Raw genomic sequence first — 15,095 nt, 5'->3', positions numbered from 1 at the left:
CAACGCATCATAAATATCATCCAGATAATGGAGGTGTAGATCAATAAATGTGTCTCGACTGCGCTCAAACTGACAAAGATACCGTAGGCTTCGAGCCAACAACTAAAGTAGCGATTACAAAAAGATAAAAAAATAATAGAATTTGCAGATGAAAAAGTTTTTAATATTTATTGCTAAAATGATGTTGCTATTGCTATTGATTGTCGTTGTTTTAGATTTTTGCTATACAGGAGCGTATTTGAAGTCGGATCATCGAGGAAAAATAGATTATATTTACAATTCAAAGGCCAAGGACTATGATGTAGCTATTTTAGGTTCATCCAGAGCCAACAATCATTTTGTTGCCCAAATGTTTGAGGACAAAGGCTTGAAAACATTTAATTTCGGGATGAGCGGTTCGCATTTATTTGAAGCCTCATTGATGCTGAAACTGATGGTAGAAAGAGAATATAAAATTAAGAATCTAATTATTGAGACCGATTTGAATCTCTCCAACGAGCATCGGGCTGATGGAATTGCAGCACGATTTTTACCCTATATCCATGATTCTAAAACAATAAAAGAACATTTTGCAAGAGAAAAAGATTTTTATGAATTGTATTATATCCCCTTTTATCGTTATGTGGCATTTGACTCTAAAATAGGGTTCAGGGAAATGTTTTTTAATACAATACAAAAGAAAACATCCCATTTAGAAAATAAAGGCTATTATGCTTTAGGGAATAAGAAAGGAAACATGGAGAATGATCTTAGAGCGTTGAAGCCCATGCATAACAAGTATTATGAAGAAATTAAGCAAATTTGTGCAGCCAATAAGATTCACTTGATTGCCTTAATGACTCCCATGTGCTCTAATGTAAAAGGGATGGACTATTTTGAAAAAGTCAATGAAGTGTATCCCGAGATTCACAATTACGAAAACGCGGTACAGGGAGACCACTATTTTTCATCCTGTGGACACATGAATGATACCGGAGCCAGAATGTTTACCGCTCGGATTTTAAAAGATTTTTTTAATAAATAATTTTTATGAAAATAGCTTTTCTAACCCCTGAATATCCGCATGCTAAAGTAAGGAATGCTGCTGGTTTAGGAACCAGTATCGAACATCTTGTTTCGGCTTTAGTAAGCAAAGGTGTTGCGGTAACGGTATTTGTTTATGCTCAGGAAAAATCCGAAATTTTTATCGAAAAAGGGATTGCTTTTCATCTGATTGAAGACAAAAAATACCCTTTTGCCAAATGGTTTTTCTATAGAAAGTATATTCAAAAGTATTGTAACAGGATTATAAAGAAAGAAAAAATCGAGCTATTGGAAGCGCCCGACTGGACTGGGATTACGGCTTTTATGAATTTCAATGTTCCTCTGGTGATTCGTTTTCATGGCAGTGATACTTATTTTTGTCATTTGGAAAAAAGAAAACAAAAACTAAAAAATTATTGGTTTGAAAAATGGGCTGTTCATAAAGCGACCGCTTATATCGCGCCCACTCGTTTTGCCGGAGCGCTCTCGGCAAAATTATTTGGAATTAAAAACAAAACGATACAAACAATTCATTATGGATTAGGACTCGAAAACTTTGAAAATTCAAATCCGGAAAGCTATGAAAAAGGGCTGATTCTATATGTGGGTACTCTTATCAGGAAGAAAGGAGTTCTGGAACTTCCCGGAATTTTTAATCTGGTGCGGCAGCAGTATCCCGAAGCCAAATTAATCCTTATTGGAGGAGATGCCAGGGATATTGAAACCCAATCCAATTCCACTTGGGAGCTGTTGAAGAAAAAATTCGATGCGGAAGATCTTAAAAAAGTGAGTTATTTGGGAGCAATAGCCTACCAAGAAGTGCAGCATCATATCAAAAAAGCACAGCTTTGCGTGTTTCCTACCTTTGCAGAAACTTTAGGGATGGTTACCATTGAATCGATGGCCTTGCAGAAACCAGTGGTGAACAGCAATATGGGATGGTCAAAAGAATTGATTGTAGATGGTGAAAGTGGATTTCTGGTGAATCCTAAAGATGCTGTTTTATTTGCCGAAAAAATACTAGCTTTGATAAAGGATCCGGTTTTGAGCCAATCCATTGGTAAAGAAGCAAGGATAAGGGTGGAAAAGCTTTTTGATATAGAGCAAGTCGTCCAAGAGAATATAGCATTTTATCAATCCTTAATTAACTAAATTTTGATTATAGTTTGCCATTTAAGAGATAAAATCACCTCGGTGGTCAGCCGGGATAATCAACGAATCCATTTTGATTATCAGGGAACCATCGCTAAGGGTTTGCTTCTTTTGGCAGAACGGTTCCCCAATGAGAAAATTGTTTGGTGTCATGCAGACTGGGTTCAGAATTTAGATTTAGATGCGATACAAAGTAGCTTTCACCATAATAAAATGATGTTCTCTTACAGTGGAATTTCCAGTAATTATTTCCAAAGTACAATAGGTTATATAGAAGAATCCCCTTTTATAAAAATAAATAAAAAAGTATCTTATCCTAGTTGGCAGATGACCAGCTTGGTGGGTGTTTTACATGCTTCTTTGTTATTGTCGGTTAAAGACAAGATAAAAGCGGATTCCAATTTTGATTATTATCTGAACTCGCTGGCCAAGCTGTGTATGCCTTTGGGTTTGTTTTGTTATTCAGAGCCGAAACTTTTACAGGGATTAGAAAAAGTTTCAATTCCACAAGCATCTATGTATACCCTTTTTAGGTTTGTACGGCAGCATTATAAAAAAAGATGGACACTCCTTTTGGTATTGAATCTTATCATTTATGAGCGACGTTTTCCTTTTGGAGCCTTTCTCTACGCTGGATTTTTTAAGAACAGAAATAAAAACGGGATAAATCTGGATGGCATTGCGGTTCATTCTTCGTTACAAGTGGTTGAGCGGGCCACAATAGACGTGATTATTCCCACCATAGGGAGAAAAATGTATTTGTATGATGTTCTCTGTGATTTAAGAAAGCAACGCCATCTGCCCAAAAATGTCATTATAGTAGAACAGAATCCGTTGGCTGACAGTGTTTCTGAACTGGATTATTTGCAGACTGAAGATTGGCCTTTTGTAATTAAGCATAGTTTTACCCATCAGCCAGGAGCTTGTAATGCGAGGAATATTGCTTTGAAACAGGTAGACAGTGAATGGGTTTTTTTGGCGGATGATGATATTCGATTTGGAGATGATTTATTAGAAAAAGTGCTAATAAATATTTTCAAGTATGGGGTTTGGGTTTTAACAACTTCTTGTTTGCAATTAAAGGAAAAACAAGAGTATAAGATAATTAGTCAGTCGACTATATTTGGTTCTGGAAATAGTTTTTTAAAGACAGATATTCTCAAAAAAGTTGCTTTTAATGAGAATTTTGAATTTGGATATGGAGAAGACACTGATTTTGGATTGCAATTGCGTAACAGTGGAACCGACATAATTTATTTCCCGGAAATACGGATTCTGCACCTAAAAGCATCTGTAGGAGGTTTTAGAGTAAAGCCTGTGTTGCAATGGCAAAACGAGGTTATTCAGCCCAAGCCATCACCAACGTTGATGCTATATCAAATTATGCACAATACAGAAGAACAAATTTTGGGCTATAAATTAGTGTTGTTTATAAAGTTGTTTAAAAATTCGGGTTGGAAAAATCCAATACAATTTTTGTACTTATATCAAAAACGATGGAAAGTCAGTTTGTATTGGGCAAAACAATTAAGCAAATAAAAAAATGGATATTAAGAAAATTTACAAGAAAATTTACAAGAAAATTTATTTAATTAATAGAGATTTTAAAAATCATCCATTGACCAAAAACGAAAGAGGGACTACCTTGTTTAGATACATGTCATTTAATCTTGTTCAAAACTTATTTCCTAAAATGAGAGTTTATAAATGGATAGGTAGTTTAAGATTTTACGCGCAAAAAGGAGATGTTAGGAATAGTGGTGAATATTTATTTTAGACTTTTTGATTATGAAGATTCGATGTTTTTATTGCACCATCTAAAAAAGAATCATCTATTTATAGATATTGGCGCAAATGTTGGGCATTATTCATTGTTGGCAGCAGGTATTTGCGAATCGAGGGTTATAGCATTTGAGCCTATTCCTTCAGCTTTTTCTAAATTGAAAAAGAATATTGATTTGAATAATTTGAATGGAAAAGTTAAAATATTTAATCTAGGTATTGGAGATGAAAATACTTTTTTGAATTTTACAACGAATAGAGATGCCATGAATAGCGTTGCTCAAGAATATGATTCCGAAATTATAAGAGTTGGAGTTAAAACATTAGATGCTATTTTGGAAGGCGAAAAACCAACTTTTTTAAAAATAGATGTCGAAGGTTATGAGTATTTTGTGTTGAAAGGAGCGAAAAGGGTGCTTGCTAATGAAAGTCTCAAATACATTATTATTGAATTGAATTTTTTGTCGGCTAAATTTGGACATACAAATCAAGAGATATTTGAATTATTGACGGCTAATGATTTTGTTCCCATAAAGTATGATGCTAAAAAGAAAAATAATTAACATTGAGAAAAGTTACAATACGGATAAATTCAACACAATCTTTGTAAGACAAAATTTAGTTTAAACGATGATTAAAATTTATACGGCAACTGAATTTATAACAGAAGGAAATCGGAGAATTATTTTTCCGTTATTATTTGATTTGTGTTATATACTCAATCCAAATCTTTCAAAGATATATGAATTGACAACACACTTAGAATCATCAGATGTCGTGATTGTACCTGTTGATATTGCGTATTTTTTTAAGAATAATAAGCAAAACTGGTTATTTGAATTTATTGATAATGCTAATGAACAGAAAAAGAAAGTATGGGTGTATAGTGCTGGTGATTTTGGAATTACTTTAAAGAAAAATATTTATACATTTAGGCTAGGAGGGTTTGCAAGTAAAATAAATGAACAAACTTTTATAATGCCTGCTTATGCATTGGATCCTTATACTCTTTTGTCCAATGAGTTTAAACCATTAGCCAAACCTAAATTGCCCAAAATAGGTTTTGTAGGACATGCGACACATTCCTTTATGGGCTTGCTAAAAGAATATCTTATTTATTTGAATTTAAATTGCAAACGTATTTTTAAACTGGACTATTTTGATCTTCAATGTTTTTATCCTATTGGATATAAACGGTATCAATTTTTAAAACAGTTGCAAGAAAACAAGCTGATTGAATGTGATTTTATTTTTCGAAAGAAACACCGAGCAGGAGCTAAAACAGCTCAGAGACTTAAAGAAACGACGCTTGAGTTTTTTACTAATATGTATCATTGTCCCTATACTTTTTGTTTGAGAGGAGCCGGTAACTTTTCGGTGCGTTTCTACGAAACATTAGCTATGGGAAGGATTCCATTAGTAATCAATACTGATATACAATTGCCTTTGGAAGATTTTATCTCTTGGGATAAGCATTGTGTACTCGCAAACGAAGATAATTTTATGGAAGTATTAATTAATTTTCATCAAAATATAAGTAATGAGGATTTTGAACGGATACAATTAAATAATCGAAATTTATGGGAAGCTACCTTACATAGGGAAGCCTATTTTAAGAGCATTCATGCGATTTTTAAAAATTAATAGAATCATGCAATTTACTTTAATCATCTGTACTTATATGCGACCGAAACCCTTGCTTCAATTGCTGCAATCGGTTCAGCAGCAATCATGGTATCCAAATGAGATCCTAGTAATTGATGGATCAACAAATTCAGCTACAGCCTTGGTTTTGGAAGAGCAGGCATTCGAAAATTTGACTTATTTCCGGGTTCCAAAAGAGCATCGCGGCTTAACCAGGCAAAGAAATTACGGGATTGAAAGACTAGGCGAAAATATTGAGGTTGTTTGTTTTCTGGATGACGACACCGAATTGTTGCCTAATTATTTTGAAGAATTGATTAAAACATTCAAACAAAATGATTTAGTGTCAGGAGTAGGTGGGGTTGCGATTAATGAAAATAGATGGAAGCCAATTGAAGCACATAGAAAGTACAATAAACACAAGTATTTTCAATTTGAAGGATTTGCGTATAAGGAAGGACAGCGAAATGTGCTTCGTAATTATTTGGGTTTGCAGTCTAATGTTCTGCCAGGTAAGATGCCTGATTATTCTCATGGGAGAAGCTGTGGTTTTCCTTTAACTGCTAAAATCTATGAAGTAGATTTGTTGGTAGGGATGTCATTTGCATTTCGAAAAAAAGTTTTCGATTCTATTCGGTTTTCCGCTTATTTTGAAGGATATGGGCTGTATGAAGATGCTGATTTTAGTGTCAGAGCTTTAGAGTTTGGGATAAATGTAATTAATACTAAAGTACAGTTAAATCATTTTCATGATGAATCGGGAAGACCTGATCCATACCGATACGGAAAAATGGTGGTTCGCAATGGTTGGTACGTTTGGCGGGTCAAGAACCCCAATCCCAAGTGGAAAGACCAATTCAAATGGCATGCTATCACGATACTTTTGATACTGGTACGATTTAGTAATATAGTAAGTACGGATAAGAAAAAAGAGGCTTGGAGCGAAGCTTTAGGACGAACAGTAGGATGGTGGAGTTTGTTTATTAATAAACCACAACATACTAATTAAAGAGCATATAGCTAAGTCAAAAACAAAACCCCGCTTTTTCAGCGGGGTAGCTTAATCCTTTGCAGCCAGTCTTCCATCCAAAATCAGCTGCTGAGCTGGCAGTAAACGGATAACAGCCAAACGGAAACCAATAACATTTAAACCACCTCCACTATGTTTAAGGCATTAAAGGCACCGTCTTTTAGCGGATACTGCACGCCATTGACTTCCTGATAAAACTCAATAGACAACAGATGCAATTGGCTGCCTATTCCCGCCGGAATTCCTGCTGGAACCAAATTCAATGAGCTCTCAGTAAGGTTAATGGGCAAATTACTGACAGGGCTATAGCTAGTCTCGAAAAGACCGGTCTCAAAATCCAGATTCACAAATGCCGAACGAAAACTCACATGGCTGGCACTTTCGGGAGTTGACAATTGCTCGCCTGCAACAAAGTCCGGAATGGCTATCGTTCCCGTGGCTGTATCCACCGAATAAGGAGCATGAAGCACTGTCTGTAATCGGGCTCTTGCATTAAAGTCAAATCCTCTTAAAAGCAGCATGCCGTCGATGGTGGCAATTCCCTTGTGAACTGCCCGCTGGCCGCGTATCGAACTGCTGTCATAATTCTTGATGTCGCTCATGAGCTTGAACATCCTGCTCGATAGCTTCGAATCCTTGGCCCTGTTTAGCAAGGGTCCAATCGAATTGCGCAATTGCTTGCCCGCTTGCACATTCATTCTAAACTCATTAATGTTCTCTCGCGTTCTGGCAAAAGCAGGATCATTCATGATTCTGCTTTTGCTCACTCCGCCTTTGGTTCGCACCATGTAACCATCGGGACTCTTGTAAAAAGTCAAACCGTCAAACGTTCCTTCTAACTTGATAATGCCTTTTAGTTTTCCCATTTTTTTTGTTTTTATGGATTTATATTGAACCAAAACTAGACTGCTTTTTTCGGACATACAAAGACTGGGTACCGTTGGGAGCGCTTCGGAAACATTTAACGGTATTGGATTGTAAGTGCTTTGTTTTTATGGTTTTTACTGTTAAAACGGAGTAGGGTTGTTTTTACCGTTTGGATCACTTTTGACCCATTACTAACTCCTGTTTGCGAATCACTTTTTTTATTTTGGAAGACGCCCCATCTGACACACCCCTAGATACCCGCAACCATCCCGCAAGATACTTGCAACAAACCGCTATAAAAACCACACACATTTAGGAAGTTGCCAAAACAAAAAAACGGTATAAATATATTTGATCCCTGAGCGATGGATACAAGGGATACCATTTTAGCTTTAGACTTACTGTGATCGGTCACCGATGATTATCCCCTTTTTATCGAAGGCTCTAATAACTTATCAACAATTGGAATAATTTGCCTTTGTATCATTTTGTATCATTTCTTGTTTAGTGGTGATCGTGCTAAAATTTAAAATGATGCCATTTGTGTTTGTTTTGCATTGTTTGTGAAAGGAGGGGGAAATTGTACGCTAAAGCATCGTTAATAAGTAAAATTTGTTTATACTCGAAGCTTCTCTAATTTTATATTCGATGTAAAATAAAAGGCTGTGTAAGCTGTTTAAAATGAAAAGAATAGTAATTTACCCAAACGATATCAGGATGCTCACCGATAAAAGTGAAAGCTATGCCCGTAAGGAAATTCAAAACTTGAAAAGAGTCCTCAACAAAGAACCGCATCAGAAAGTGACTATAAAGGAATATTGTCATTATTATGGTTTAAATCTGGAGGAAGTATTGGGAGTCTTGTCTAAATTCGACATGCAAAAAGCATCTTAATAACTGTAACAAGCCATAGCATTGTGGGTAAAAAGTAATGAAATGCGATAATGGGTGGTTCTTCCAATAAATCGATCAAGCCATAAAATGTGGTACAGATATTCGCCAAAATCGGTTCAATCTCTGTCCAATCTCGAAGTACTGCATCAGATCAATCAGTTTTAGAATGAATTGTGGTCTTGATAATCAGTATATTTAGTAATATATTTACCAATAGAAATACGAATTCCCAACCCAATATCAGCCAATGATTTTTGCCATCATCACTCATGTGCCCTATCTGTTGCAAAAAAAACAATATTTTGCCTATGCACCCTATGTGAGGGAAATGAACAGTTGGATCAGGAATGCGGATGAGGTGATTCTGGTGGCGTCAATAGCGAAGTCTGCCAAAGCCCCCATTGATGCCAGTTATAAGCACGAAAACATTGAATTGATGCCTATTGCAGGCTTTGATGTTTTAAGCCTAAAAACGATTTTGCTTTCGATTTATAAAATACCCAAAATAAGCTGGCAGATTTATAAAGCGATGCAAAAAGCCGATCACATTCATTTGCGTTGTCCTGGGAATATTGGTTTGATAGGTTGCGTTGTTCAAATACTGTTTCCTAAAAAAATAAAAACGGCCAAATATGCGGGAAATTGGGATCCCAAATCAAAGCAACCTTGGAGTTATCGTTTGCAAAAGTGGTTGCTAAGCAATACTTTTTTGACCAGAAACATGCAAGTTTTAGTCTATGGAGCGTGGGGGGACAGCTCCCCGAATGTGAAACCCTTTTTTACAGCCACTTATAAAGAAGAAGAAAAGCGACCCATAAAATCTAAAAGATTAGAGGGTACAATTAAATTTGTCTTTGCAGGAACGCTATCAAGGAGCAAAAATCCATTATATGCTATACAATTAATAGCCGTTTTGGCTAAAAGAGGATACCAAGTACATTTGGATTTGTATGGGGAAGGGATGGAACGCGAGCTTTTAGAAAAGTATATTAGGGAGCATCAATTAATGGATGCTGTCATTTTAAAAGGGAATCAGTCACAGCTTGTGCTTACAAAAGCCTATCAAGATAGTCATTTTGTGATTTTGCCTTCCGCTAGTGAGGGTTGGCCAAAAGCCGTGGCCGAAGGCATGTTCTGGGGTTGTGTACCGCTGGCGACTGCTGTTTCTTGTGTTCCTTATATGTTGGATCATGGCCGCAGAGGGGTTTTGCTTGAGATGGATTTAGAGAAAGATCAGGCACAAATGGCACTTCTTTTGGAGAATCAGGGAGATTATGAGGAGAAACAAAAAAAAGCGGTTGACTGGTCCAGAGCCTATACCCTGGATGTTTTTGAGAAAGAGATCGGAGATTTGTTGCAGTCAAACTAATTGCATTTATCTGATTTTTATAGTTTTATGCAAGGATTGAATGCGGATTATTTGATAAATTTTGTTTACTTTGATTTCGCCAAATATAGAAAAACAAGCTTTAGATGCGTATCGTACAAATTATAGATTCTCTTGAGGCGGGTGGTGCCGAGCGCATGGCAGTTAACTATGCGAATGCTCTTGTGGGCGAAATTGATTTTTCGGGATTGGTAGCCACAAGAAAAGAAGGGCTATTGCGGAATCAAGTACAAGAAGGCGTCTCTTATTTGTTTTTGAATAAAAAAAACAGCTTGGACTTAGCGGCTCTTTTTAGATTGAGGGCTTATGTTAAAAAAAATAAAATAAGGATTGTCCATGCGCATAGCAGTTCCTTTTTTATTGCGGCTTTGTTGAAATTGGTTTGCCCTTCCGTTCAGTTAATTTGGCACGATCATTATGGTAACAACGAATTTTTATTAGAGCGAACTTCTTTTGTGTTAAAAAGAACCCTACCTTTTTTTGATGGGATAATTGCAGTAAACCAAAAGTTAAGAAGTTGGTCAGAAGAATATTTGAATTTTAAAAATGCAATTTGTTTGGATAATTTCCCTTCAGATTGGAATGCGGTTTCTGAACGAACTTCTTTGAAAGGTATCGAAGGTAAGAGGATTGTTTGTCTGGCCAATTTACGAATGCAGAAAGATCATTTTTTATTGTTGAGAGTTGCCAAAAGAATGAAGGAATCGCATCCCGATTGGAGCTTTCATTTGATAGGAAAGGATTTTGGGGATGCCTATTCGGAAGAAATTAAAAGACTGCTTGTTGAATATGATTTAGAGGATTCCGTTTTCTTATACGGTTCAAGGGAAGATGTCAGTCCTATTCTTAGACAATCGACTATTGGTGTATTGACTTCAAAATCAGAAGGTTTTCCTTTGGCATTGTTGGAATATGGAAGGTGTAAAATACCTGTAGTTGTGACTCAAGTGGGCGAAATCCCCTCTCTGGTTCAGAATAATAAAAACGGTTTTATAGTTGTTGCGCAAGACGAGGAATTATTTTTTGGAGCATTGGTTCAATTAATTGAAAATGAGAAACTAAGAATTGATTTCGGAAATGCATTTTATAGGACTGTGATGGATAAATATTCAACTAAGGTTGTCATTCGACACTATTTAAATTGGTTGCAAAAGATCGCTAAATGAAAAGAGAAGAACTATACTATTTCTATTTGATATTGTTCCATATTGGGATTGGTTTTGTAATTTTTTTATTTCCCATTTTGGCAAAAGTTTATGGGTTTTCGATTCTTTTTTTAGGGAGCTATTTTATTATAAAAAAGCAAAACAAAAACCAAGAAGTGCTTTTGGTAGCAGCTTATCTGGTTGGGAGTGAGGTTTTTTTAAGGATGACTGGCGGAACCATTTCCTATGAGTTTTCTAAGTATGGAGTGATGATTTTTTTAGTTATGGGGATGTACTACAGCGGTTTTTCTAAAACAGCCGTTCCGTATTGGATTTTTTTACTGTTATTGATTCCTGGTGTCATCCTTTCGACTTTTGTATTGAATTTTGATACTAACATCCGGACCACAATTGCTTTTAATATCTCGGGACCGGTCTGTCTTGGAGTTGCTTCTATTTATACTTATAGACGGAAAATAGCATTGGAACGGATGTATGATATTCTGCTTTGTATGGGCTTGCCCATTATCAGCTGTATGGTTTATCTGGCTTTTTATACGCCTAACATTCGGGATGTATTGACCAGTACCCAGTCTAATTTTGAAACTTCGGGAGGTTATGGACCTAATCAGGTGGCTACTTTCTTAGGCTTAGGGATGTTTATCTTTTTTTCCAGAATTATATTGAATTCTAGAACGAAATTCATGGTTGTCATCAATTTAATCTTAGCAGTCAATATAAGCTATAGAGGAATGGTTACTTTTTCCCGCGGAGGGATGATCACAGGTTTATTAATGATAATGTTGTTACTGCTTTTTCTGTATTTTAAATCCAATTTAAGAGGTAAGTTGAAGTTGAATTATATCATTTCGTTGATTGCTTTGGCTCTTGTCGTAAGTTGGAGTTACACCTCGTTTCAGACCGGGGGCTTGATCAATAAGCGGTATGCGAATCAAGATGCCAAGGGAAGGGTAAAGCAAACCCAACTTTCAGGTAGAGGGGAAGTGGCAATGAATGAGATTGATCTGTTTTTAAAAAACCCTGTTTTTGGTGTAGGAGTTGCTAAGGGAGTTGAGGTTCGAAGGGCAGAAACAGGAAACGGTACTTTGTCTCATGATGAAATCACCCGGATGATGGCTGAACATGGTTCTTTGGGTATATTGGCTTTATTGATTTTGTTTTTCACGCCTTTTATTTTGTATCTCGAAAATAGTTTTAACCTGTTTTTATTGTGCTTTGTAGCCTTTTGGTTTTTAACCATTAATCATGCCGCCATGCGAACTGCTGTTCCGGCATTTGTATATTCTCTTTCATTACTTAATGTTCAATTGAGTAAATCTAAAAGGCAGAATGAAGTATCGTGATTTATTTATCATTATGCCATTTTTGTTGTTTTTTGTGTTTTGTTTTTGATATTGTTTTGGGTTAATAGTTGTCATTTAACAGAATATTCTGTTTTTGATGGATTATATTTTATTTGGCCGATGGATTGTTTTAACTTAACCTAGGCTAGAATTTAGATAGAGTCAAAATTCCCAAACTAATGGATACCAATGCCAAAATAATATCGAATAGCAAAATGTATTTTGAAATTGCTGAGCGAAGAATCCTTCTTCGTCTTTTTGATGTTATTTTTGTTTTTCTAAGTTTATATTTTGTTCAAAGTCAGTTTGAAATCAGTTATTTAGAGTTCTCTGTCAGTAATTTTTACTGGACAGTGGTTTTGGGAGTATATCTTCTTTTCTTTGGTTCGATTTTCGAAATGTATAATCTTCAGGTCGCCAGTAATGAATTTCAAGTTTTGAAAAGTACCGTGCTTACTGTTTCTACGACCGTTTTAGTATACCTGCTGACGCCTATTTTTTCTCCCACCTTGCCTACAAACAGAATTCAAATCCTTCTATTTTATGGAATTGTTTTAATCAGTCTTGTTTTATGGAGGCTGTTTTATGTTCGGTTTTTAGCTAGCAATCGATTTGTTCAGAATGTGGTTTTGATTTGTGAAAAGGAACAACTGCGAGAGTTGATTTTGGGTTTGGAGAATATTGACCCTCATTATAAAATAATTGCCTATGTGAGCGTAGATCCTATTGAGGATTTTGTGAATCTCGATTATGTACAACAGATAGAGAAAAACAACTTAGCTTCTTTTGTTGAGAAATATAGCGTTTCAGAAGTGGTAGTTGCTTCTCAAAAAACAGAGGGTATTACTTCTGAATTATATCAACAATTGCTACAACTATTAGAATCAGGCAGAAGCATTCGGGAGTATACCCAAGTGTATGAAAGTAAAACCCATCGTATTCCGATGCAGTATATGGCAAGAGATTTTTATCGTTATTTTCCTTTCAGTAGAAGTAATAGCAATAAATTGTATTTGTCTATAGTGCGTTTTTTTGAGGTACTTTTGTCTATAATTGGGATTCTTCTGGGATTCGTATTATTACCTCTGGTTCTTTTAGGGAATTGTATCGGAAACAGAGGCACTTTGATGTATAAACAGGAGCGTGTTGGTAAAGATGGAACCGTTTTTAATATCTATAAACTGCGTACTATGATTCAGGATGCGGAGTCTAATGGCGCTGTTTTTACTGTAGCTAATGATGTTCGGGTTACTCGATTTGGGAGCTTTTTAAGAAAGACCAGGATTGATGAGTTTCCTCAATTTTACAATATACTGAAAGGAGATATGGCTATCATAGGCCCTAGGCCAGAGCGCCCTTACTTTGTCAATGAAATTGCAGAATTGATGCCTTTTTATGAAACCAGACATGTGATTAAACCGGGTCTTAGCGGTTGGGCACAAGTCAACTATTCGTATGGGGAAAGCATTCAAGACAGCTTGATAAAGTTGCAATATGATCTCTATTATATCAAGCACAGAAGCGTATATTTAGACCTGAATATTAGCCTTAGAACTATAACTACAGTATTGTTTTATAGAGGACAATAAGCTTTTAAGAATTTCTAAAAAGAAACAGCTTATCAGCTGTTTAAATAATTATCGGAATCTTTTTTTTGTTTTTTAAGGCTAGCTTGATTAAGAGTATGGCACTTGTAACAATCAACGGAAGTACAATTAATAAATGAGCCTTGTTGATTAGTACAATCAAATAAACTAATAAAGCAAGCAAGTTAAAAACAGACAGTTTATAAATCCATTTCTTGTTTTCCATTTGGTAAAAATAAAGAAGAATAAGTAGAACAGGATTAAATAATAAGATGTTATAATTGTAAGCTAGTTCCTGATGACTTGAATAGAAGCCCACAAATAAAAAGAATAATCCCAATAATCCCATTGCTAAAAAGAACAATTGATTTCCGATTTTTTTATTTGCCAGGAGTAGTAATCCCAGAAAAAGGATGTAAGTGTAGTAGTTATTCCACCAGGAAGTTGGTGGTGTTTTATTGAATTCTAAAATGGTTTTATTTTCTTTAACCAGCGGAATTTGATTGAACTGGATTGTCTTTAAACTTTTATGCAATTCTAAGGGTAGAAAAATTTGAGTGCCTAATTCATCCACTTTTTTTCCAAAAATGATACTCGTTCCTAATTTCTCATAAAAATGATGGTCAAAATAAGGATATAATATGGTTCTATAGGTAAGGTCAGTATCAGTGTTTTTTACGATAGCAACCGTGTCTAATGTTTTGTTGATGATGTCCACGACCATCGAGGTACAGTTTTTATCAATAAACTTGTAAGTATAATGGCTGTCGCCCGAGGTCAAAGAGGCGTGTAGATTATCAAATAGCTTTTGTTTTAGCTTTTCGGGAATGTTTAACACCTGCTCATAAACTGATCTTTTTTCATAGGTATATTCCTTGATAAAGTCAGTATAGGAATGGGCTACCGCAAAATATTGTAAGTCTCCTTTTGTAAATTTCATTACAAAATTAGGAGTGTTAAAATCGAAAGCACCGTAGTTGTACACCACATCTATAAACTGCTCCGGGTCGCTAATGCGAATGGCTGTATGGCCAAACATGGAATAGGATTCATTACCAGTTCCACAGGTCAAAACACTCACAAGGGCACTTTTTGACAATAGAGGAGTTTGTCCGTAACTATTATTTGTAATTATTGTTAGTAAAACAATTAGGAATGAAATTTTTTTTAAAAGCGATAAATTCATTGTCATCATAATTTAATTGCTAAAAGAGAGAAGAT

General features: G+C 35.6%; 13 protein-coding genes. 11 read left to right on the top strand and 2 right to left on the bottom strand.

All coding sequences use genetic code 11. The features are described 5' to 3' along the window. The first annotated feature begins 148 nt into the window (after positions 1-148). The 6 genes from LNP19_RS01355 to LNP19_RS01330 all read left to right on the top strand — a co-directional run bounded on the left by LNP19_RS01355 (position 149) and on the right by LNP19_RS01330 (position 6,610). Positions 149-1,024, top strand: coding sequence for a hypothetical protein (locus tag LNP19_RS01355; protein WP_230063011.1), 876 nt, complete (start codon positions 149-151; stop codon positions 1,022-1,024). Positions 1,025-1,029: 5 nt separating this feature from the next. Then, positions 1,030-2,175, top strand: a complete 1,146-nt coding sequence (locus LNP19_RS01350) for a glycosyltransferase family 4 protein (protein WP_230063010.1) — start codon at positions 1,030-1,032, stop codon at positions 2,173-2,175. Positions 2,176-2,178: 3 nt separating this feature from the next. Beyond that, positions 2,179-3,714, top strand: coding sequence for a glycosyltransferase family 2 protein (locus LNP19_RS01345; protein WP_230063009.1), 1,536 nt, complete (start codon positions 2,179-2,181; stop codon positions 3,712-3,714). A 206-nt stretch (positions 3,715-3,920) separates the two neighbouring features. After that, complete coding sequence (locus LNP19_RS01340; protein ID WP_230063008.1) at positions 3,921-4,520, top strand: FkbM family methyltransferase; 600 nt, start codon at positions 3,921-3,923, stop codon at positions 4,518-4,520. A gap of 67 nt (positions 4,521-4,587) precedes the next feature. After that, positions 4,588-5,601 (top strand): hypothetical protein, encoded by a 1,014-nt coding sequence (locus LNP19_RS01335; protein WP_230063007.1) that lies wholly within the window; start codon positions 4,588-4,590, stop codon positions 5,599-5,601. A gap of 7 nt (positions 5,602-5,608) precedes the next feature. Next, positions 5,609-6,610 (top strand): glycosyltransferase family 2 protein, encoded by a 1,002-nt coding sequence (locus tag LNP19_RS01330; RefSeq protein WP_230063006.1) that lies wholly within the window; start codon positions 5,609-5,611, stop codon positions 6,608-6,610. Between the two features lie 137 nt (positions 6,611-6,747). Here the strand turns inward: LNP19_RS01330 and LNP19_RS01325 are convergent, their stop codons facing one another. Next, a complete protein-coding gene (locus LNP19_RS01325; protein WP_230063005.1) occupies positions 6,748-7,497 on the bottom strand; it encodes a hypothetical protein in 750 nt (249 codons plus the stop codon). A gap of 682 nt (positions 7,498-8,179) precedes the next feature. Between LNP19_RS01325 and LNP19_RS01320 the strand changes: the two genes are divergently transcribed. The 5 genes from LNP19_RS01320 to LNP19_RS01300 all read left to right on the top strand — a co-directional run bounded on the left by LNP19_RS01320 (position 8,180) and on the right by LNP19_RS01300 (position 13,877). Then, a complete protein-coding gene (locus LNP19_RS01320) occupies positions 8,180-8,392 on the top strand; it encodes a hypothetical protein (protein WP_072944341.1) in 213 nt (70 codons plus the stop codon). A gap of 247 nt (positions 8,393-8,639) precedes the next feature. Then, positions 8,640-9,761 carry a glycosyltransferase family 4 protein gene (locus LNP19_RS01315; protein ID WP_230063004.1) on the top strand — a complete coding sequence of 374 codons (1,122 nt, stop codon included), beginning with the start codon at positions 8,640-8,642 and terminating at the stop codon, positions 9,759-9,761. A 104-nt stretch (positions 9,762-9,865) separates the two neighbouring features. Beyond that, entirely contained in the window at positions 9,866-10,945 is a 1,080-nt protein-coding gene (locus LNP19_RS01310) for a glycosyltransferase (protein WP_230063003.1), read from the top strand. Continuing rightward, positions 10,942-12,288: an O-antigen ligase family protein gene (locus LNP19_RS01305; protein ID WP_230063002.1), complete on the top strand. Its 1,347-nt coding sequence runs from the start codon at positions 10,942-10,944 to the stop codon at positions 12,286-12,288. The genes LNP19_RS01310 and LNP19_RS01305 overlap by 4 nt, the downstream gene beginning before the upstream one ends. 197 nt (positions 12,289-12,485) lie before the next feature. Next, on the top strand, positions 12,486-13,877 hold the full coding sequence (locus LNP19_RS01300; RefSeq protein WP_230064197.1) for an exopolysaccharide biosynthesis polyprenyl glycosylphosphotransferase: 1,392 nt from the start codon (positions 12,486-12,488) through the stop codon (positions 13,875-13,877). 40 nt (positions 13,878-13,917) lie between these two features. Here LNP19_RS01300 and LNP19_RS01295 read toward each other — a convergent pair whose 3' ends face one another. Then, on the bottom strand, positions 13,918-15,060 hold the full coding sequence (locus LNP19_RS01295; protein ID WP_230063001.1) for a lipoprotein N-acyltransferase Lnb domain-containing protein: 1,143 nt from the start codon (positions 15,058-15,060) through the stop codon (positions 13,918-13,920). Positions 15,061-15,095: the final 35 nt, after the last annotated feature.

Origin of the sequence: Flavobacterium acetivorans, assembly GCF_020911885.1 — a bacterium.
In the GTDB taxonomy this organism is placed as follows: domain Bacteria; phylum Bacteroidota; class Bacteroidia; order Flavobacteriales; family Flavobacteriaceae; genus Flavobacterium; species Flavobacterium acetivorans.
The sequence above is the reverse complement of the archived record's forward strand: the minus strand, read 5'-3'. Positions and strand labels throughout refer to the sequence as shown.